Genomic DNA, 21,803 nt, shown 5'->3' on the forward strand with positions numbered 1-21,803 from the left:
ATATTTGTTAATAATCAGAAAAGTAAAGGTTATGAAAAAACTTTTAAATATTGGATTTTCAGTATTCGTGTTAAGCATGCTTCTGGTTTCGTGTAATGATGATGACTATCATACCATTGAATCTATTGGTAAAATCAAGATAGACAGTGTCAAAATTGTCAATGATACCATGGATGTTTTTGCTGTACAGAGCATCAAAACGTATTCCACTTATCCGTCTCATTGTGAGGGTTTTTACGGATATGATTATGTTTACAATACCAATCTGGAAAGAACAGTTACTTCTTACAAATATATCACCAACGGACCTTGTACGCAAGGGAATTACGTGGGTGCAAATAAAATCAACTTCAGCCCTCAGAGAAAAGGAACTTATACTTTTAAATTCTGGAATGGAGGAAATAACTGGATTACCAAAACAATTGTAGTGGAATAATGAGATTGACTTTTGTATTATGTTTATTGGCAGCGCAGGCTGTATCCGGACAGAAAATTATCTGGGAAGAAGGCAAAAAATTAACATGGGAGAACTTTAAAAGCCCGGTTAACAAGAAAAAGAATCCTGATGTAGCGGCTTACACCCATTGTGGCTGGGAGTTTTATGCTGAAAAATCTTCGAATCCGAAGGCGCCGGTTACAATTACCATTAAAACACTTTTTCATGAAGATAAATCATGGAAAGATGTTAAAAAAATGGATGACTATATTCTTCTTCATGAGCAAAAGCATTTTGATATTGCAGAATTATTTGTGCGAAAATTCAGAAAAGCAGTTGCGGAGAGAATTAAAAATTCCGGAGATTATAATAAATATTTCCAATCTATTTATGACGGGATATCCGTTGATTATAAAAACTTCCAGATGGCCTATGACAGGGAAACCCGCCATGGAATCGATAAAGAAAAACAAACCGAATATAATCAGTCAATTTCTGAACAACTTGACAATTTAAAAAGCTATAGAACCCTTTGAAATTCCTCAATAAGATCATTCACGAACTGCTGGCACAAAACACTGACCTTTCTGCGTTTAATATCATTCTGCCCGGAAAACGTCCCATTGTGTTTATCAGGCAGATTCTGGAGGAAAATAACTATTCAGGGTTTCTTCCCAACTTTTTTACCATCGAGGAGCTTATCAATAAAATAGCGGACCATCAGACTATTCAGGGAATTCCGCTGTGGCTTTTCTCTTTTGATGTGTACCGAAGCCTGAATCTTATCCCCAGAGATGATTTTTCCGATTTTCTGAAGTGGTTTCCCACCTTACAGAAAGATTGGGATGATATTCTCAAATTTTCGGATAGTGATCAGGCAGTTCTGCAGTATATGTTTGATGAGGAAAGGATCAAAGAATGGGCTCAGGACCTTGGAGAGGATGATGATGTCCCGAGAAAGAAGTTTCTTAATTTCTGGCAGAATATGAACGTTTTTCTTCCTGTGCTCAAGGAGAGACTGCAGGAGAGAAACTGGGCAACTTCCGGAATGATTCACGAGGCGGCTAAAGCCAGGATTGTTGATTTTGCTAAAAACACCAAAGAAGAATTTGTTTTTTGTGGTTTCAATGCCTTTACTCCCGTAGAAGAAAAGCTTGTAAGAAGCCTTTTGCAGTGGAATAAAGCGCAGTGTTTCTTTCAGGCAGACCGCTATTATTTCAATGATGAAAGACAGGAGGCCGGAAAATTTCTGAGAAATCATAAAACCTGGAAAGAATTTGATGATAACAGAGCTTTCCAATGGATAGAAGACGATTTTAATCAACCTAAAAAAATTAAGGTATACGAAGTGTCAGGGAATGTGACCCAGACTAAAGTACTGCCTGAGATCTTTAAAGAGATCAATAATAAAACTTACTCCAATACGGCGGTAGTGCTGCTGGATGAAAATCTTCTTCCCGCCAGTCTTGATGTGATGCATGGCGTTGATAATTTGAATATTACAATGGGATTCCCGTTGAAAAACTTATCTTTCTCCAATGCGGTTAAACGTCTTTTCTACCTGCAGAAACAATTGGAAAAAAACAAACTGTCTTATTATTACAGAGATGTTTTCCCTATTTTGGAAGAACTGCCGAAATCTGTAGAAGATGAACAGATTATCAATGAGTTTAAAGCTAAAGTAGAAGAGCGGAATATCGTTTATATTTCCAGGAAACTTTTACATGAACTGCTGAGCGGGCTGTCTTATTATGGCCTTCTTCAGAAAGCAACAGGTACCAACGGTTATCTGGATATGCTTATTGAATTCTGCCAGCAGGTAAAATGGCTTGACATAGACGATATTCAGTATGAGAATGTCTCTCACTTTGAAAACGCATTCAGAATTATCAAAAACCAGCTGACTCCCTACAATATTGAGATCAAAATGGAAACGCTGGAAATTCTGATCAATCAGCATATCAATTCTGAGAGTATTGACTTTCAGGGAGAGCCTCTGAGAGGGCTTCAGATCATGGGATTACTGGAAACGCGTCTTCTGAACTTTGAAAACGTTATTCTGCTTTCAGTTAACGAAGGAAAACTTCCGCTTGGAAACTCTCAGAATACCTATATTCCTTTTGATATCCGAAGGTTCTTTGATCTTCATACTTTTCTTGAAAATGACAGCATTTATGCCTATCACTTTTACAGACTGATTCAGGATGCGAAGAATGTACATTTACTATACAATGCCTTAAGTTCCGGAGTCAATACCGGAGAGAAGAGCCGTTTCATTACCCAGATCGAAATGGAAAGTTCTCATGAGATCGAACATCTCATTATTGAAAATTCTTCTGAACCTATCGCCACCAAACCGATAGAAATTTCCAAGACACAAATTGTGCAGGAGCGTCTTCAAAAATGGAAGGAAAAAGTATCTGCTTCCCACCTGACGAGTTATCTTTACAATCCGATTGATTTTTACCTTTCCAAGATTTTAAACACTTCGGAAACGGATGAAATTGAAGAAGAACTGTCGATAAAAAATTATGGAAATCTGGTTCATTATTCACTTCAAGAAGTGTATGAGGTATTGAAGGGTAAGGTTTTAAAAGAAAGTGATTTAAAGAATTCAGTTAAAGCAGTAGATGAATATATCAATATTGCTATTGAAAAACTGAAACACCAGCCGGAATTCTATGAAAAAGGGATGAATTATATCCATAAGGCTATTGCTAAAAAGGTGATTGAAAATGTATTGAATCATGATCTTGAACTCATAAGGCAGGGCAATAAACTGGAGATTATTGATATTGAAAGAAGGTTCGAAAATATAGATTTTCCTCTTGATGGAAATGATAAAATTTCTTTCTTCGGATTCATTGACCGGATTGACAAGCTGAATGGTACTCTAAGAATTATTGATTACAAAACAGCGAAAATTAAAAACCTCAATGTAAAGATTGATCAGGATAATGTAGATGAATATTTTCATAACAGCGACAGAAAACAGGCACTTCAGCTTTGTATCTATCATTACGTTGTTCAGCATCTTCCTGAGTTTTGGGGATTCCCGATTGAAACAGGAATATGGAGCTTTGCAGATGCTAAGAAGGGAATGGTTTCCTTACAGTTTGATAAAGGAAATATTGATGATGCGATGAAATCAGTTAAAAGTCTTATTCTTGAAATCCTGAATCCGGATATCAATTTCGTGGAAACGATAAAAACATATTAAAAATTTTTAGTCTTAGTAGATTTTTTCTCTCTGTTTATTCTTAATAAATAAGCTGGGTTAGAATTGTTTACTTCATACCATGCAGTGTTAAAATCAGGTAACTTTTTGTGTATCTTTACTACTTATTAAAAACTTTTAAAGTTTAAATCAGATACATTAAGCAGCACCAATGAAAAAGATCCTGATATTTTTAGCTATTGCTTTTTCTCTTATTGTCCAATCTCAGCAAAAGAATGATTCTCTGAATATGGCCCTTCAGAATGTAACGAAGGATACCAAATTTGGTCTTGCCCTCAGTGGTGGCGGTGCAAAAGGGTTTGCCCATATCGGAATTCTGAAAATGATTGATTCATTGGGAATTAAAGTAGATTATATCACTGGAACCAGTATGGGAGGAATTCTGGGAGGCTTATATGCAATGGGATATAATGCAGACCAGCTGAAACATACGATCTATAAAATGGACTGGAACAGGATTTTAAGTAATAAAATTCCTTATAATAAAGTCAATATCAGTGAAAAAGACGAATACGATAAGTATATCCTTGAGTTTCCTGTTGTCAAAGGATTTCCCACTCTTCCAAGTTCTTATATTGAAGGGCAGTACATGGGAGAAGTTCTTAATACCCTTACTTTCAATGCCAAACATATTAATGATTTCAGCAAACTGAGAATTCCTGTGCGGCTTACTTCTTCCGATATTGAAAACGGAGGTCTGGTAATGCAGAAAGAAGGATCATTACCGTTGGCTATTCGTTCTACACTGGCCATTCCTGCAGCGTTTGCTCCTGTTTATATCGATGGAAAGCTTTTGGTAGATGGCGGTTTGGACCGTAATTATCCAGCTAATGAAGTTCGTGAGATGGGTGCTGATTTTGTTATTGGAGGCTATACCGGATTCAGGCTTTTTACGAAAAAGGAGATTGAAAACCCGATGAAGATGATTTATCAGACTCATGCCATCCGTTCCGTGGAAGACTTTAAGCATCAAAAAGAATTCTCCAATATTCTTGTAGACTTTGTAGATCCTTTGGGAGAGATTACCACGAAGGATTTTGCCAGATACAGAAAGATTATCAAAATAGGAGAGATTGAAGCGAGAAAACATCTTCCTGAGTTTGTAGCTCTGGCAGAAGCGCAGCGAAAAGCCGGAATTACATATGAGCATACGATGATTGAAGAGGTAAAACTGCCTACCACAAAATTCGCTTTTAACGAAGAAGACGGAACGCCTATTACTGATACGGCTGAAATCGAAGTACTGAAAAAACAGATGGGGCTTACGGAAGGGAAGTATTACGATGCAAAAACCGTTAATGAAGCTATAGACCGCGTTTTTGGGATGCGTCAGTACGTTAAAGTGTATTATACCTACACGAATGTGAATGATGGTCTTGTGATGAATGTATTTGTGAAAAGAGCGAAAAAAGGGGCATTTAAACTCGCGTTGCACTATGATACAGAACAGTCTGTAGGAATTATTGTCAATTATACATACAGAAATATTCTCCTGAACAGATCCAGGTTTCTCGCAACAGTAGATATTTCCGAACGTTTCAAAGCGAAACTTGCTTACCAGCAGTTCCTGGATAGCGGAGAACGTTTATGGCTGGATCTGGAAGCTAAGATGGTTCATCTGAAGAGTAATGACCTGAACTTCAGGTTGTATGATATCAGTGAAGATGGAGGAGACCGTTTTCCTAACCACATGTACCGCAATATAACCGGAAAGATTGCTCTGAATTACAATATTAATCCAAACGCCTATCTGTCATTGGGAACGGAATTCAGTACGGAAAGAATGTACAGCTTACTGGATAAAGTAGACCAGTCGAAAGTAGATAATTACAGTAAAAAACTGTATAACCATAGTAATTTTAATACTTTCCTTAAGTTTGAGCAGAACAATCTTAATAAAAGATATTTTACAACAAGGGGGAATCATCTGCAGGTAAGTACAAGATTTTATTATGGAGATCAGTATGAACTTTATGATCTGAACGTTGTACAGCCTCTCCTGTATCAGATCCTTAACCCGAAAGAATCTTACTATTCCGAACCTAAAAACCTTGTTTCATTCACCTTAAATGAGAACTTTTTCCATCCCATCACAAGAAGACTGACGGTAAAAGCTAATGTGTTTCTGGGGACAAGCTTTGGATCAAAGAAAGAAGATCAGGTTCCCTATCTGTTTTTGAATCAAAAATATAATCTGGGAGGAAGCGAATATAATTATGATCTACTAAGCCCAGAATTCAACGGGCTTCGTCAGAAAGAGCTTCCGATGACTTCGGTGGCTAAGGCTTCGGTGGCATTTCAGTACAGAATTATGAAAAGACTATACCTTACTCCTTCGTTCAGTTATGGAAAGGTAAGTGAAGAGCTTTCTCCTTTTAATGACAGTTTTGATATGTTTGGGTACGGTTTAAACCTTGGCTATGAATCTCTCATTGGTCCTATTGGTCTGAATATTTCCAGAAACAGCCAGCTTGATTTTTCAAGGATCTATTTCAGTATCGGCTTCAAATTTTAAACAAAACTTTTATCAATTTAGAAGATAGTAAAAATCCTTTTATCTAAAGTACTATTCAGATAAAAGGATTTACTGTTTATAGAATCAATTATTTAATCTGTTTTCTTGGGATTTCCGGTCTTGGCATTTTGTAATAACTTCCGGACATGCTTTTTAAAAATGCTACAATAGCATCTATTTCCTGCTCATTCAGATGTAAAGGTTTTATCAGATGATCCGTAACCGGAAAGTTAGGATCGGCTTTCTTTTCTTCCGGAGTAGGGTTAATCATCTGCATGCCGCTGTTGTATAAACTGACAATGCCGTGCATATCATCCATCAGTCCGTTATGCATCCATGGGGCAGTGTAATCAAGATCTCTCAGGGAAGGAGTTTTAAATTTACCTGTATCATCAGAATTCTTAGTGATATGATAGAGGCCAAGATCTTCATATTCCCGTTTGTAATAGGTGAGTCCTATGTTGTGGAAAGATTCGTCTGTAAGATTTTTTCCGTAGTGACAGTTCATGCACCTTGCCTTGGTACGGAACAGATGCATTCCGTAGATTTCTTGATCACTCATGGCTTTATAATCCCCTTTGATAAACTTATCCAGTTTGCTGGGCTGGCTTCTGATGGTCCTTTGAAAAGTAGACAGTGCTTTGGCGATTTTATCAAAGGTAATCTTATCAGTTTGATAGACTTCTTTGAAAAGCTTTTTATATTCTTTAAATTTTGAAAGTTTTCCGGCCAGCTTTTCCGGTTTCATATTCATTTCGTTATGAGCCGAAATAGGTCCTACAAGCTGTTCTTCCAATGTTTTGGCTCTTCCGTCCCAGAAATAGGACTGGCGGTCTGCAATATTGAAAAGAGAGGGTGTATTTCTTTTTCCCTGCAAATGATCGGTTCCCAGCGCCACTTCCTGACCGTCTGCCCAACCCAGTTCCGGGTTATGACAGCTGCTGCAGGATACCTGGCTGGATTGTGACAGTTTAGGATCAAAAAACAGTTTTTTCCCAAGCATTACTTCAGGAAGTTCCTGTGTGTCATAATAATTGGAATCCCATTCTATGGCTTCAAATTCTTTCCAGTTGACTTCTGCATCTACTGCAGGTTTGGGCCAGTATTTTATGGGCTTTTTATATTGTTCTACAGCCTCTCCATAATCTACCTTGTACTTTTGGAGGGTGTATTGCATAAAAAACAAGGAAATTCCTCCAAGAACAACGGCTAATTTAATATCTGAAAATTTTATCATCATATGTTTAAAAAATACTTCCTATACTGATAGCAAACAAAGTATTGCTGCCATTGTTAAAATTACTGTAAATCATCTTGCCTCCTACGAAAGCATTTTTCACGACAGGGAAGTTAAAATGAAAATGAATATCAAGTTTTGCCTGCCAGAAATCCGAAGACTGGAAGGCATAGTTTTCCTGAAGCATCGTATTGATGGACGGTTTTCCGGAATTATTGAAAAGCGCCTCTTTTTGATAGACATTGGTTGCTGAAAGTCCGGCTATAACAGACAGTGTCTGTAGATTTTCGAATGTTTTCAGCCATTGATAATCCGCTCCATACATAAGCTTACTTAATTCTATTCTTGATAGTGGGCTACTGTACTTTTCTTTCTCCTGAATCCATCCAAAGAAGGGAAGCAGAGACGATTTTGCCTTTTCGTTGCCCATCTGTATAAGTCCTTTGAAAATAATAGTATTGATCTTATGGTTGTATTTTTCCACACTTCCAATCTGTATATAATTTCTTGAGTTCTCGTTCAGAAAGAGGTTTTCTGTTCCTCTTCTTTCCGTACTGTTTCCTTCTGCAGAAATTCCCCAGACTGTTTTCCCCGAATCAAAGAATTTTCCAGCCGAAAAGGTAAACTGCTGTTCATCAATTTTTGAGGCATTCAGATCTGCGTACTCTGTCAATAATTTATCAAGATTAAACTTTTTAAGACCAATATTCAGATACCAGTTTCTGTTGTCTGCTTCAAAGATCTGTAAACCTCCTCCGTAAGACCAGCCTTCGTAATAGGCCTGACGAAGCTTTCCGGAAAGCAGTTCATTGTAATTTCCCAGTCCGCTCATATTATAAATCATAGGATATCCCTGATTGCTGACAAAGCTCAGATAATGTTTTTGAGTATATTTTTCAGCATGTACATGAGCTCCGACTCTGAATTTCTGGAACATAAGCTTATCAGCTCCCATTGCCAGAGAAAAATGAGCGGCAGTATTTTTCGGTCGTGGATCTGCATCTCTGTAATTCAATGTTGCCTGGTAACTTCCTGTAATCCCTAGAGTATAGGTATTGATTTTTTTAGAATACCCTCCTGAAAAACTATAGTTTTCAAATTTCATATCACCACCCACGCTGTCTGCAGCTACATAAGGGTAGATCAGGTCATAATCTGAATTTTCATTCCATATCACCTGCTTATTTTTCCCTTGTGTGTAAGAAGCATTTCCCCAGACTGATGTTTTATCATCAAGCTTCTGTAAGCTGTACACTTCTGCGCCCCATAAGTTTTTTCCTTTTCCTTTTTGCTGCAGCTGATTGGGAGTGTTGCTTTTTTCTGTCAATATAGTAAAGGTTGTGATGCTGTGCTTCCTTGCTCCTGCATAACTGGCTGGATTGAGGGTAAGACTGCTTTTGATAAGCCTTTGAAAGCTGTATTCTTCGCGTACTTTCTCTGTGATAGTGTCATTGATCTGGGCATGCATTTTTATCCCTGAAAAGGAGAAGAGCAGGATCGATATGGAAAGAAAATATTTCATTTTAATTGAATAAAGATGGCTTTACACCATGTTCAAAGTCTGTAGTGGAGTTGTTGGTATCTTTAAGGATATTTTTACCATCTATTGTTTTTCCTGTCACTTTTCTGCGGACAGCTTTTCCGAAACGGTTTTTATCTCCGTCAAAAGTAGTTACGGAAGTCCATCCCATATCCAAAGAAGGTGACGTTACCAGCCATTGGAATGAATCCTGTACACTTAAATTAATGGCATCTGTAATCCATTCATTGGGGATTTTAACCGCGGTTCCGTCCATAGGATATACATCACCGTTAATGGTAAGGTTATACGTGTAAGTATAAGAGTTTTGAGCAACCAAAGCTTCATTAGTCATTCCCTGAGGCATACGTGCCAATGCATACGCGTAATATCCTTGGGTATGAATCACCATTTTATCAAAAACATTCACCATTTTCGGAACAGAAGGATTGTCGATATCATCTGAGTCTTCCTTGAAAATCTGGAAATTGGCATTGGATAGATTAATAGAAGAAGGATTAAAATCTTTATGATTAATAGCATCTTCTGCAATAATAATAGATTCTCCGGCTTTTACGGGATACATTGTTCCATTTCCCGGAATTCTGATGATAGCACCTGCAGATAGAGTAGTTCCTATGATATTCGGGCTGTAATCCTGTTTTTCATTGGTCATAAAACTGGATTGGATTAGTAGCATACCGTCTGCATACAAGGTCTTATCTGTATTATTGGTGATTTTAAAATACTGATCACCGAAATACATGGCTCCCTGTGGTGTTTTTGTTCCGGTAAAGAAGACTTCTTCTAAGATCAGATCACTGCTGTTACCTGATTTCAAAGAGAGATCCAGCGTTTTGCTGGTTTCATTACCATTGATAACGATTCCGTTTTGTACACCGGCAACTTTAGATTCTACCGATCCGGAGCTGTCACCGTATACAATGCTTCCTTCGGCAGTAATGTTATACGTTCCTGAAGGAAGAACAACCTGCAAAATGTTGTTATTTTTAAGTTCCTGAGTAATCGTAAATCCGGAGTTTAACTCTTTGAAGCTGATCGTAATATTTTTATATTCTTTAACCTGAATATGGTCAGGAACTACTTTAAGTTCCAGCTTTAATGAGGTTTTTGCTTCCGAAATTTCATTGGAATCTGAAGAACAGGCTGTAATGGCGAAAGCTGCACACAATACGAACAGTGTTCTTAATACATGTTTTAACATAATTTATTGAATTAAAATTGTTTATAAGTTGAAATTGATTTCCATTCCGAAATAAGGATCATAAGCTCCTTTTCTGTTGATGGTAAATCCGTTGATATTGTAAGGCGTATAATAACTGAATAATCGGTTCGCAAACATGGAAACGATCACTGATTTATTTCTGAAGCTTTTGGTTACTTTCAGATTGAGATTCATTTCCATAGGTCTTCTGGTGGCATTGTATACATCCTCATTCTGAGCAATGATCAGGCTTTCCAGAAGAGTTCCTTTTACTGAATCCGGATTATAGGGGAGAACAGTGCCATTCTGATCAACATAATGACTTGGAATTCCGCTCATAGGAAGAATTTGTCTCGTAGAATACCAGGAAAACTGGAATGATGAAGAAAAAACAAGATCCAGACGGGGAATATAAGTATCCAGCATCAGATTGGTATTCAAAACTTCATTCACCGAATTGGGTTCCATCCCTTCATATAATCCAAGATAAGGGTAAGGTCTTCCGTTGATCAGTAAATCTCGTCCTCTGTATACGGGCAGACTGTTTCCATATTTTGTCCGGAACCAGGCTCCGTTTAATGTAAACCTTGTGTTGATCACGGGAATTCTGTTGGAAGAATATTGAAATTCAATCCCTTCTTTATCTACTTTGCTGCCATTTCGCTGAGTCGTATAGAGAAAGTTTTCATTCACTGTATGATAGGGAAGTGTATTCACGTCCGGCGGGGAAGTGATGGCATCATGATTCAGCCCTGAAGTATCATATTTTTTATACTGATACAGAGCATATTCATTCATAGAACGGAATGCATTACGCATATTTTCTTTGAAAACCGTCACAGACAGCTGATGTGCGCCGAGGCTGAAATCTACTCTTGCTTCAAATTTTTCATTCATAGCCGGTTCTAAGTTTGGATTTTGCGGATTATAAATCAATGTTTTATAATTGATTCTTCTGTAGTTTGGATTGTTGTGAAAATAATTTAACTGTTGGATATCTTTATAAATAAGCTCTGGATATAAGAGATTGAGGTCGGGAAACAGACTTTGCTTACCATATCCTAAGGTTAAAGCTATGGCTGTCTTTTTGTGCATCAACTCAAAAGAGGGAAGTTCCCATTGAAAATTGGCTCTGGGATCTGCATACCACTTTCCGTTCATCTTGAAAGAAGAAGGTAAATTCATCATGGTGTTTCCTCTTAATCCTAGGGCAAGTGTAAGCTTGTGTTTACCCGCATTCAATGAGTTGATAGACTCCAGAAACAATGCAGAAGTCATGTAAGCAGGAATATCACGATACGCACGCGGTCTGAAGGTAGCCTTAGGATCAATAGGTCTGTAGATGTCAAATAATTGTCCTTTCCCCCAGTTTTTACTCATTTGCCAGTCGAATCCGGCATTGAACTCATGCGTCATCGATTGAGAGCTAAGCTGAAAATTATTAATCATTTTGACAAAAAGATCAAGAGGCTTTCCGTCTACTGTATAATTTGAAATATAGCGTGGTTCAGGATAGTAACCGTCATATTCTCCCGCAGTTGTAGACAAAGGAAAGGCCGTTGCATTTTCAAGCTGGATAAACTTGGTTTGTTTTATTTTGTCAAATCTTTGGTTAACCGTTGCCTGAATTTCAGTGGAGCGGTAGAATGACGGTTCGTTTTTAGTATAATTGAATACATTGGAAAGGCTCAGAAAATGAGTATTCACTTCATAAGAGTTGAGTTCAGATAAATCGATATCCGGATCAGATTTTGAACCGTCCAATGAGCCTGTGTAGCTGAGATTGCTTTGCCATTTTGCCGTTCCATGATCATATTTTTTTTCTTTAATGATACCAAGATGGGCGGTGATTCTTTTATAGCTTTCCAAGCGGTCTCTTGGATCGGTCTTTGCATTCAGATAATCCAGTCCTGTATTGATTTTCAGATCTTTTTCTTTATTTTCAAAACCTTTGCTCACTGCAAAGAGTTTGCTGTAACCATCTGCTTTGAATCTTGCTTTCCATCTTGTATATCCGGATTTGTTGGTGATTTTTACAATTCCTGAAGTCAGATTTCCATAGACTACGGAAGGAATTCCACGGAGCACTTCCACACTTTCAATCTGATCTGTAGAAATGGTTCGCATATCGACACCACTGTTTACAGTAAGCCTTCGCTTCAGTCCGTTATTGGTTTTATCTAAAAAATCATAGGAATACTGAAGATTAGCATTAGAGTTTAAAGGAGCACCATCCACCAGAAAGGTAGTTCCCATGGAAGAAGTGTTGTAATCAGTACCAGGCCTTCCGGTTTCACGGAGACTGATTTTGTTGGCCTGATTAAGAACCGGATCATTGGATCTTCCCCCTGGGAAAAGTTCCAGAAGATCGGAAAAGCTTGACGGCTGCAAATGCTGCATAGCCCGCTGATTAATAATGGAGGAAGAGGTAAGGCCTTTTCCTTCTTTGGCGGTAATCACCACTTCTTCGATCGTGTTGAGTTTCTCCTGAACGGATAAAATAAATGTTTCTGTCTTCGATATAGATATTTTACCGGAATATTCAAGGATTTCATTTTTCCAGACTTCTGTTTTATATTTTCCGGGAATCAATGGAATTACTGCTATTCCTTTTTCATTCGTAGAAACTGAATAGGAATTTTCTTCATTGTAGATCCTGATTTCAGAGCCATTGATTAAGTTTGAATCAAGACTCTTTATTTCAAAAGTGATGGTGAATTGGAGGTTTTGTGCCTTTACGGCTGTCATCGTAATGATAAAAATAAGAAAACTGAAAAATCGAAGCCTCAAAGGAAAGCGGGAGTCATGATGTACCATCTGGCATTATTCTTTCGGCAAAAGTAGCGTCCTCAATGTAAGTTTACTAATTTTATTTAGAATAATTCAAAATAAATGACAAGAATCATTTATGTTATTTTGATATAATTTTTGATGAAAGTTTAAAATGGATGCTGTAAACTGATAAACAATAATGGATTACGTAATTTTAAATGTTTTTAGATGAAATTTATCTCCAATTATTTTTAGTGGAGTTATTCATCCTTAAAAAAGCACTTCATTGCTGAAGTGCCAAAAATTAACTTGAAATAAAGATATAGAGGAGTGATTGATTTATAGTTTTACTTTTTTATTAATGGTTTTTCCATTAGAAAGAGTTATCTGCACCAGATATATTCCCGATTCCAGATTTCTGGATTCAAATACTGGTTTGTTTACTTCCTGCTGAACAATCAGAGCACCGGAAATGCTGTAAATACTAATGCTTTTAATTTCATTGCCGGATTTAGCTACAATTTGCTGTCTTTGAACATAGATATCAGTGCTGTTTTCTGATGATATTGTTCCTCCCACCGCTTTACTGAACTGAAGATTGTAGTAAGGAGTAACCACTTCAAACGTATAGTTTTTGTTTTCCAGCTCCTGAACGTTGATTCCTCCGGTTTCACGATATTGTTTTTGGGAAATACTTCTGATCAGGGTTTTGTTTTCATCAAAAATATTCACTGCAGTAAGTTCTTCCTGATCTACTTTTAATTGCAAAACCGATGCACTCACAGATTGTACAATTTCGTTTTCGGTAACTTCCTGAGGTGTGCTTTTGATGTATGGAATAATTTTATTTTCATTGTTTTCTGATACTTTCAATAAATAAACTCCGTCTTTTAAAGTTGATAAATTTTGGTTACCGGCCGTTCTGCTCTGGGCTTTTTCTTTATTGAAATCTGTAATTTCAACAAGTTGCATGTTGCCTAAATCCGGTTTGATCTGTGAAGAAAGAAGGGAAGGTTTTTCAGATATTTTCTCAGCTGATTGTTTACCGAAAATTGATCCTGCAATTGCCCATTCATTTAGAAGCCCACCGCTTCTCAACGTATTGAATTTAGCATTGGAAGCTAATGTAAAGGGAAGAATTCCTCCCACATGGCCCAGTGGTCCCCAATAAAAAGAATCCAGTTTATACTTATTCAGATCCCACCATGGATAATAGCCACGCTGAACATCAATGGTTTTAGAAGTATTTTCAGGCGGGATCGCTAAATCTATGGTTGAATGGCCTAATGTCATAGGTGTTTTATTATACCAGTCATAGACATCCTTAGGTTTCATACACAGCCTGAGCTTATTGTTTGGATTGTTGGTGACATCATTGACGAAGTTGGTGGTAAACAGCTTTCTCCATATAACAGGGCCCCACAAAAGTCCGCCGTTATCCTGAACGACATGATAGTTGTATTTATCGAGATATTCTGCAGAAATAACTTCTGAGATGTCATTATTATAGGTTTTATATCCCGTATTGTTGCAGGTATGAAGGACATTGGCCAGGAATGAGGTGAAAGGGTAGATATCTTTTTCCAGAACTCCTTTATTTAAAGTTACTCCTGAGAAATCATACGGCCCGTCACCCATGTAGGCATATTTAAATTTTATATTATTGGGATTTGAAATGCTTAATCTTTTTAAGGTAGACATCGCAGCATGAGCGCCCTGAGAATATCCGGCTAAGAAATATTCGTCATAACGTTTAATATTCAGCTGTGCCAATACTTTATTCGCGGCGGTTATAAAATCTATGGTGGCACCTGCTTCTGTGGCGTAATCTACATAAGGGTGAGTTCCGTCCCCAGTTCCCATCCCAACGTAATCGGGTGCCATCAAAATATATCCGTTGAGTACATAGGAAAGCTCAACAACAAATCCAGCGGTTAAAGCTCCTTTGAAATTAGAAGGAACATTATGCCTGCTGTCTGTTGTTCCGTGATCGGATACTACTGTTGAGAGTTTGAAGGGTACGTTAGGGTACATCAATAGTCCTGTAGCTTTTACAAGAACATTGTTTTCATTTTTGGTGTAATAAGTGATTTTGTAACCTTTCAGCCCAAGATTGAAGCTGTTCAGGTAGTTGGCAAATTCCGGAGTATTCTGATCACCCAGATTACCGGCGATAAAATTAATGACTCCCTGAGGAGTTAAATCCAGTTTCTGTTCGGCACTTACAACATCACCAGCCTGCTGTGCGAAGTAAAGTGAAGCGGTAAGAGTTAATAAAAAAGTTGTAATTTTTCTCATATTGTTTGTTTTTGTGTGGTATTAAAGTAATAATTTTAATAAAATAACAAAAACTTTATGATATCAATAATTATTCATTGAATATAAATTCTCTGCAAAGTGAGTAAAATAAAAGAGTCTGACCATTGGCCAGACTCTCTATTTATATTTTTATCTTTTTTAGAAAGCGTTGATTCCTGTAATATCCAATCCGGTGATTAGCAAGTGAACATCATGCGTTCCTTCATAAGTAATTACAGACTCAAGATTTGCAGCGTGTCTCATCATTGGGAATTCACCCATGATTCCCATACCTCCAAGGATCTGTCTGGATTCTCTGGCGATTTCAATGGCCATATGTACGTTGTTACGCTTAGCCATAGAGATCTGAGCAGGCGTTGCTTTGTGGGCATTTTTAAGATTTCCTAGCTGAAGACATAATAACTGAGCTTTTGTAATCTCTGTCAGGAATTCGGCCAGTTTTTTCTGCTGAAGCTGGTACGAACCAATTGGTTTTCCAAACTGTTTTCTTTCTTTGGAATACTGAACTGCAGTACAGTAACAGTCAATGGCAGCACCAATGACTCCCCATGAAATTCCATATCTAGCAGAGTTCAGACAAGATAAAGGTCCTTTTAATCCTGTAACTCCAGGAAGAAGGTTTTCTTTCGGAACTTTTACATCATTAAATACCAGTTCTCCGGTTTTGGAAGCTCTCAAGCTCCATTTATTGTGAGTTTCAGGAGTGGTGAAACCCTCCATTCCTCTTTCAACGATTAATCCCTGTACTTTTCCTTCCTCATTTTTTGCCCATACTACAGCGATGTCGCATAAAGGAGAGTTGGTGATCCACATTTTAGCCCCATTTAAAAGATAATGATCTCCCATATCTTTAAAATAAGTTTCCATAGAACCCGGATCGGAACCATGATTAGGTTCAGTCAATCCAAAAGATCCGATCATTTCTCCGGCAGCAAGTTTCGGAAGATATTTCTTTTTTTGCTCCTCAGAACCGAATTCGTTGATAGGGAACATCACCAATGAACTTTGTACCGAAGCTGCAGAACGTACTGCAGAATCTCCTCTTTCCAACTCCTGCATAATCAGACCATAAGAAATCTGGTCTAATCCTGAACCGCCATACTCAACCGGGATATAAGGTCCTAACGCTCCGATTTTCCCCAATTCTCTCATAAGATTAGGAATATCTGTATGATTTTGAGCGGCCTGATCTATCTGCGGCATTACAAAACTTTCCACCCAGTCTCTTACAGATTGGCGGATGAGTTTATGTTCTTCAGTAAGTAAAGCATCAATTCCATAATAATCAGGGATGCTTGTAAGAGGATAATATGACATGATTTTTTGATTTGGTTAAAAGTAACATTTTTCGTGATGTCTTGAAAATTTTTTTAAAAACTTGTTTTGCTATTGATTTTCAGAGGGCTACTGCTACTTTGTTTATGATTTTAGTTAAATTTATATTTTTATGACTCCTCATCATTAGAGATAGGATACTGATTGGTAGAATTATGAACTTTAGTTTTAAATTTATACAGATAAGGGGCTTTATTGGCCGAGCCGTCATACAGTTTTTCCATTCTGTCCAGAATATTTAAACTTAAAATCTTTCGCTGAAAATTATTTCTTCTGAATTTCTGTCCTAAAATAGTTTCATAAAGAGCCTGAAGATCTTTCATGGTAAATTTTTCCGGAAGCAGGTTACTGGCTGCAACCTCTGTATTGATATTCATTCTCAGGTATTCAAGGCCTGTCTCTATAATTCTGTCATGGTCGAATGCCATTTTAGGCAGATTGTTGACCTCAAACCATTCACAGCTTTCATTGAAAGCATCAGGGAAAGTGTCAGTCAGTGAAAAATCGATAAGGCTGCAGTATCCTACTGTAACGAATCGCTGGAAAATCCAGTGATCTTCAGGAACGGTTATTCCTTTATTTTTAAGGAGAATCTGATGTACATTGTTTTCTGTACGATCTATTCTTCCAAAAGTGTGAAACTGTTTAAGAAATAATCCTTTAAGATGGGTTCTTTCAAACAAAACCCTTTCAGCAGCTTCCCGAAGGTCTTCGTCATTGAAAACAAAACCACCAGGAAGTGACCACAGATCCAGGTCATGATATTTTAAAAGCAAAACTTTCAGAATGTTATTATGAAAGCCGAATATGGTGCAGTCAACGGAAATATGCGCTACGAAATCTTTCGTGTCAATGAGTTCCTGTAGCGTTTCTTTACTTTTTGTGTCTTTAATTTTCATGGGAGTAAAAATAAAACTATTTTCTATTTGTGACAGTAAAATATATAAAACTAATCACAAAAAGCAGAATTACAGAAGATAAGATGTATAATGGATAATAATTCAACAATTGCTTTTCAAACAGAACAGCCATTATAATAGAGCTTACAGAGCTGCCCAGAGAAGAAAAAATAACAATAAGAGAGGTGAAAAGATTGATCTTATCTTTATCTACCTGCGCAATCATTCTTGAGTTGATCACTGGGTAGAGGGGCGAAAGGAACAAGCCAATAACCGGAAATAAAAAAAGTAAGAATCTCGAATCTTCGGAATCAAAATACTGTATCCCCAGTATAATGATCAGTAAAGTAATAATAAATGCCATACAAGTAATATAATACCTGGGTAATGAAAACCTTTTGATAATATTGGCAGTAACCGTTCGTCCGGCATAAGAAAAAATGGATAGAAAAGAAGTGGCCTGAAGCGCAAAAAAAGAATTGACTTTCAGGTGGTTTTTATAAAAAGAAGGAAGCCATGAATTGAATCCTTGTTCTACAAAGACGATAAAAAAGACCACTCCTAAAAACAAAGCTACTGCAGGTGAGGTAAATCCTGATAGTTCTGAGAGAATACTTTTGCTTTCCATAGGCTTTGACTCTACTATTTCTATCTTTGAAAGCAGAAAAATGGTAAATACTGATAATAAAGCAATCAGCAAGAAACCAAACTTCCAGAATTCCGAATACTGGCTGGAAATTACCCATCCAAAACCTGTATTCACAACGAAAATTCCGATCATAAAAGAGGCTTCTACATTATTCATTGTCTTTGCGAGGGATTTTTCATCTGAAATATTATTTCTTATAATCCCAAAAACACAGATTTTACCAATAGCGAAACAGGCTCCTATAATAGCAAACCATAGTTTATAAAACCAGAAGACCTTTACAAAAGGAAGAAGACAGGAACAGAATCCGACAATAGCCAGGGCCAGAATCAATGCTTTTTTAGGACCGGTTTTGTTGATAAAGCTCACGGCAAAAAGTGAAATAAAGGCAATGGGCAGATCTTTAAAAGATTCTAAAAGCCCCAGTTCTCCATAGGTGATTTTCTCTTCTGACAACTGCAGAATCACAAGGCCCATGCAGTTTAAAACCATTGAAAAAATGAGAAAGGTAAGTTTTAACGGGAGAGAAATTTTGGAGGGCTTGACGATCATTTTGGGAGATAACTTTATTAATTTTTTATGATGTTTTATGAAATATTGATGCGAAGATAGGGCTTCTAACCCTGAAAAATAAAAGAAAAATTAAAATATTTATGAATAGAATGTTAATTAATTAAAAAAAAATATATTTTTATTGTCTCAATTTGAGAATTAAACAATAACTGTATATGAATGTAAGAATATCAAGAAGCGTAGGAGTGGTTGCCGTCCTCTATTTTACGGCCAACTTCAGTGCCCAGACCACCAAGGCGAAGGACACACTTGCGAAAGAAAACAAAATAGACGAAGTAGTAGTCATCGGTTACGGTACTCAGAAAAAGAGTAACGTGACAGGAGCTATTGCGAGTATTAAAGCGAGCGACATAGAGAATATTCCATCTGGTAAGCCGGAACAGGTTTTACAAGGAAGGGCAGCTGGTGTTTCTGTTGTTACCAATTCAGGACAGCCCGGTGCTGCTGCTACTGTACGTGTAAGAGGAATTACCAGTTTTGGAGCGGGAAGTAACAGTCCGTTATGGGTAGTAGACGGTATTGTGGTGGATAATATCGGATGGCTTAACCAGTCGGATATAGAAAGTATTGAAGTCTTAAAAGATGGTGCTTCATCCGCGATCTACGGAGTCTCTGCTGCAAAAGGGGTAATCCTGGTTACAACCAAAAAAGGAAAAAAAGGAAAACTGACCCTTTCCTATAATGGGTTTTACGGTTTTTCCAATGCTTCTAAAAAACTGGATCTCCTAGATGCCACACAATATGCTAAAATTATCAATGAAGGTTTCGTTAATGATGGACAAGCACCCAGATTTTCTAATCCTGAATCATTTGGAAAAGGAACCAACTGGCAGGATGCTATTTTCGGAACAGGTGAAAAATCATCTCATGAAGTAAGCATTACGGGTGGTAATGAAAAATCCACCTACTATACATCATTCGGATATTTTGATCAGTCTGGTATTGTATTGAGTGATATTTCTTACTACAAGAGAATCAACGCGAGATTCAACTCAACCCATAAAGTTACGGATTACCTGACCATAGGGCAAACCTTTGCCTATACCCATGTGAAATCTCAGGGAGTAAGTGCAAACGAAGAATTTGGTGGGCCTCTGGCTTCAGCCGTTAACCTGGACCCTATCACTCCGGTTGTTGTAACAGATTGGTCTATGGTAGAACCAAGTGGTTATAGTAATCCTTATATCATTCGTGATTCTGAGGGACGTCCTTACGGAATTTCTCCATATGTAAATAACGAGATGACCAATCCGCAGGCTTTCCGTCACATACAACAAGGCAATTATAACTGGTCTGATGATTTTGTGGGGAATGTTTTTGCAGAGCTTAAGTTTCTTGATCACTTCACCTTCAAAACAAGTTTAAATGGTAAGAAATCCTATTGGGGAAGCCGCTCCTTTACACCGAAATATTATTTAAGTCCTAACTTCAATAATACCAACTTCAACAGTTTGAATAAGGTGGAGGAAAATAAATTCGAGTGGAGTATGGAAAATACGCTGACATACCAGAATAAATTTGGTGATCATAATATCAACATTATGGTGGGTCAGGGAGTTTACCGATACAATATTGCAGGGGGAACCAGTTTGACTTATAGTAACCTGCCTATTGATAACTGGCAGGATGCTTCCTTCAACTTCGATACTTCTCCGGATAATATTGTTGCGAAAGGATGGGATGGAATTGAAACCCGTAAAGCTTCTTATTTCGGTAGAATTATTTATGATTATGCAGACAAATATTTATTCACAGGAACGATTCGTAGAGATGGTTCTTCAAAATTTGCTACCAACCAGCATTGGGGAACTTTCCCATCGATGTCCTTGGGATGGAATGTACATAAGGAAAACTTCTGGCCGGAGAATAAAGTAGTAAATAACTTAAAATTAAGAGGAGGTTATGGAGTATTAGGAAATGATGAAATGGATAACTTCAGATATGCAAGTTTCATGGTTTCCGGAAGTAATTATACCAACTCCAGTAATAATATCATCATTGGTTATGCACCAAGTACGCTTGAAAATCCAAACCTGAAATGGGAGCAAACCAGCCAGCTGAATATTGCTGCGGATTTGAAATTATTCAATAATTTTACCCTTACCGCAGACTGGTACAAAAAGAAAACAACCGATATTCTTAGACAAATCAATATCCCAGGTTATGTGGGAGTTCCTAATTTACCTTGGTCAAACGTAGGGGATATGGAGAATACCGGGATAGAGCTTGAATTGGGGTACAAAAAGAATTGGCAGGATTTCAGCATCTCGGTGAATGGTAACTTTGCTACAATAAAGAACAAAGTTCTTAGACTAGAAGATGATATTGAATACTTCAACCTGGCTTCTTTCCAGACTATGGGAGCAGTATCCAGAGTAGCAGTAGGGCAGCCTTACGGATCATTTTACGGACAAACATATAGCGGAGTTTTCCAGAATCAGGCACAAATTGATAATTATGTAAATGCCAATGGTGTAAAATTATTACCGGATGCAAAACCAGGAGACTTTATCTGGCAGGATAATAATGGAGATGGTAAAATTGATGACAATGATAAAGTAAACTTAGGAAGCTCTATACCAAAATATACTTTTGGACTTACCGTGAATATGAGCTATAAGAATTTTGATCTGATGATGTTTGCGCAAGGACAGGCTGGTAACAAGATTTTCCAGGGGCTGAGAAGATTGGATTTGCCTGATGCCAACTACCAGACAAGAATCTTAGACAGATGGACAGGTGAGGGATCTACCAATGATAATCCAAGACTTACCCGCACTGATTCTAACCACAACTATTCATGGATGTCTAACTACTACCTTCAGAAAGGAGATTATGTGCGTCTCAAAATTGTTCAGCTAGGATATACTATTCCTCAGGATGTTACAAAACGTTTTGGAATGAGCAAGGTAAGACTGTACATCACAGGAGAGAACCTGGTTACTTTTACAAAATATACAGGATATGACCCTGAAATTGCGGGAAGAAATAATTCTGAGCAGGATATTATCGGTGTAGACAGAGCTTACTATCCACAAGCAAGAACATTCCTTATAGGAGCTAATATTCAATTTTAATGACCAACA

At 37.5% G+C, this 21,803-nt stretch carries 13 protein-coding genes; 5 read left to right on the forward strand and 8 right to left on the reverse strand.

Features of this window, described 5'->3' with window-relative positions; genetic code table 11:
- Window positions 1–31: 31 nt before the first annotated feature.
- The 4 genes from RAH34_RS11480 to RAH34_RS11495 all read left to right on the forward strand — a co-directional run bounded on the left by RAH34_RS11480 (window position 32) and on the right by RAH34_RS11495 (window position 6,189).
- Window positions 32–436 (forward strand): hypothetical protein, encoded by a 405-nt coding sequence (locus RAH34_RS11480; protein ID WP_306596237.1) that lies wholly within the window; start codon window positions 32–34, stop codon window positions 434–436.
- A complete protein-coding gene (locus RAH34_RS11485; RefSeq protein WP_306596238.1) occupies window positions 436–972 on the forward strand; it encodes a DUF922 domain-containing protein in 537 nt (178 codons plus the stop codon). Before RAH34_RS11480 ends, RAH34_RS11485 begins: the two co-directional genes overlap by 1 nt.
- Window positions 969–3,656 (forward strand): PD-(D/E)XK nuclease family protein, encoded by a 2,688-nt coding sequence (locus tag RAH34_RS11490; protein WP_306596239.1) that lies wholly within the window; start codon window positions 969–971, stop codon window positions 3,654–3,656. The genes RAH34_RS11485 and RAH34_RS11490 overlap by 4 nt, the downstream gene beginning before the upstream one ends.
- Window positions 3,657–3,825: 169 nt before the next feature.
- Window positions 3,826–6,189 (forward strand): patatin-like phospholipase family protein, encoded by a 2,364-nt coding sequence (locus RAH34_RS11495; protein ID WP_306596240.1) that lies wholly within the window; start codon window positions 3,826–3,828, stop codon window positions 6,187–6,189.
- Between the two features lie 88 nt (window positions 6,190–6,277).
- Here RAH34_RS11495 and RAH34_RS11500 read toward each other — a convergent pair whose 3' ends face one another.
- The 8 genes from RAH34_RS11500 to RAH34_RS11535 form a co-directional block, all read right to left on the reverse strand.
- A complete protein-coding gene (locus tag RAH34_RS11500; RefSeq protein WP_373427985.1) occupies window positions 6,278–7,426 on the reverse strand; it encodes a cytochrome-c peroxidase in 1,149 nt (382 codons plus the stop codon).
- Window positions 7,427–7,433: 7 nt separating this feature from the next.
- Window positions 7,434–8,948: a DUF6850 family outer membrane beta-barrel protein gene (locus tag RAH34_RS11505; RefSeq protein WP_306596241.1), complete on the reverse strand. Its 1,515-nt coding sequence runs from the start codon at window positions 8,946–8,948 to the stop codon at window positions 7,434–7,436.
- Window position 8,949: 1 nt separating this feature from the next.
- Window positions 8,950–10,170: a DUF4876 domain-containing protein gene (locus tag RAH34_RS11510; protein WP_306596242.1), complete on the reverse strand. Its 1,221-nt coding sequence runs from the start codon at window positions 10,168–10,170 to the stop codon at window positions 8,950–8,952.
- Between the two features lie 21 nt (window positions 10,171–10,191).
- A complete protein-coding gene (locus tag RAH34_RS11515) occupies window positions 10,192–12,987 on the reverse strand; it encodes a TonB-dependent siderophore receptor (RefSeq protein WP_306596243.1) in 2,796 nt (931 codons plus the stop codon).
- A 294-nt stretch (window positions 12,988–13,281) separates the two neighbouring features.
- Window positions 13,282–15,240: a T9SS type A sorting domain-containing protein gene (locus tag RAH34_RS11520; protein WP_306596244.1), complete on the reverse strand. Its 1,959-nt coding sequence runs from the start codon at window positions 15,238–15,240 to the stop codon at window positions 13,282–13,284.
- 159 nt (window positions 15,241–15,399) lie between these two features.
- A complete protein-coding gene (locus RAH34_RS11525; RefSeq protein WP_114821912.1) occupies window positions 15,400–16,578 on the reverse strand; it encodes an acyl-CoA dehydrogenase family protein in 1,179 nt (392 codons plus the stop codon).
- A 128-nt stretch (window positions 16,579–16,706) separates the two neighbouring features.
- Window positions 16,707–17,495 (reverse strand): NUDIX domain-containing protein, encoded by a 789-nt coding sequence (locus RAH34_RS11530; protein WP_114821911.1) that lies wholly within the window; start codon window positions 17,493–17,495, stop codon window positions 16,707–16,709.
- 16 nt (window positions 17,496–17,511) lie between these two features.
- Window positions 17,512–18,696, reverse strand: coding sequence for a sugar MFS transporter (locus RAH34_RS11535; protein WP_373427984.1), 1,185 nt, complete (start codon window positions 18,694–18,696; stop codon window positions 17,512–17,514).
- Between the two features lie 176 nt (window positions 18,697–18,872).
- On the opposite strand from RAH34_RS11535, the gene RAH34_RS11540 reads away from it, so the two are divergent.
- Window positions 18,873–21,794, forward strand: a complete 2,922-nt coding sequence (locus RAH34_RS11540; RefSeq protein WP_306596245.1) for a TonB-dependent receptor — start codon at window positions 18,873–18,875, stop codon at window positions 21,792–21,794.
- Window positions 21,795–21,803: the final 9 nt, after the last annotated feature.

Origin of the sequence: Chryseobacterium sp. WLY505 (genome assembly GCF_030846215.1) — a bacterium.
Lineage (GTDB): Bacteria > Bacteroidota > Bacteroidia > Flavobacteriales > Weeksellaceae > Chryseobacterium.